General features: G+C 39.7%; 1 protein-coding gene. It reads left to right on the forward strand.

The window, feature by feature from the left end; genetic code table 11:
- Positions 1–8: 8 nt before the first annotated feature.
- Positions 9–725: an amino acid ABC transporter ATP-binding protein gene (locus AB0G52_RS41235; protein ID WP_361344462.1), complete on the forward strand. Its 717-nt coding sequence runs from the start codon at positions 9–11 to the stop codon at positions 723–725.
- The last annotated feature ends 453 nt before the right edge of the window (positions 726–1,178 follow it).

Raw genomic sequence — 1,178 nt, forward strand, 5'->3', positions numbered from 1 at the left:
TTACAGGCTTGTCCAAAAGCTTTGGAGAGCTGGAGGTTTTAAAGGACATTAGTTTAGATGTAGAAAAAGGGAAAGTGATTGTAGTGATTGGACCATCGGGTTCAGGGAAAACAACAATGCTTCGCTGTTTAAACCTCCTTGAAACACCATCTGGGGGAACGATTGCTATTAGTAATAAAAGCATTGATTTCTCTCAGAGGGTTTCCAAAAAAGAAGTAACAGAATTTCGTAAGCTGACAGGTATGGTATTCCAAGGCTATAACCTGTTCCCTCATAAGACAGCATTACAAAATGTAATGGAGGGACCAGTCATTGTCAAAAAAGAAGATAAGGAAAAGGCACGGAAAAAGGCAGAACAGCTTCTCGCTAAGGTTGGCTTGGCAGATAAGCTCGACTTTTACCCTTATCAGCTTTCAGGAGGACAGCAGCAGCGTGTTGGTATTGCGCGAGCGCTTGCGATGGAGCCTGAAGTAATGCTTTTTGATGAGCCAACATCAGCACTAGACCCAGAGCTTGTCGGTGAAGTATTGAAAGTAATGAAGGATCTTGCAAGAGAAGGAATGACGATGATTGTTGTTACACATGAGATGAAGTTTGCCAGAGAAGTAGCAGACGAGGTCTTATTTATGGATGGCGGCTATATCGTAGAAAAGGCAACTCCTGAAGAATTTTTCTCTAATCCGAAGGAAGACAGAACATATAGATTTCTGCAGTTGCTTCAATAAAAAAAAGAGATATTCGGCTAAAAAATCCTTAGGGGGGATGATTGCCTAATATCTCTTTAACAAAAGGGGGAATTACACTTTGTAATATCATTGTGGTCTCCCTTTTTGATTTTTATACATCCATTCTAAAATAAATTTATTCGCCACGTATTTTTTGATGAATAACTTCATCCTCCAGCAAATTAATGAAGGAAAGCACAATGCCAGCAATTAGAGCGGCAATCGTATACACGGAAATATCTGTTATGATATAGAACAAAAGTGTGCTGATAAACGTCCAAACCATACAAAACTGGACACTTGACAGCTTTTTGAGTTTTTCCAAGTGAAGCCCCTCCTAACAGCGACCAACAATATTCAAGCTTTTCACCCCATACAGTATATGGCGAGACCATTCTCTTTAGAAGACAGATATGAACATGCATCATTTTTTTTATTAGGGGCTTGCCCTTT

This window comes from Streptomyces sp. NPDC021562 (assembly GCF_040640875.1).
Classification (GTDB): Bacteria; Actinomycetota; Actinomycetes; order Streptomycetales; family Streptomycetaceae; genus Streptomyces.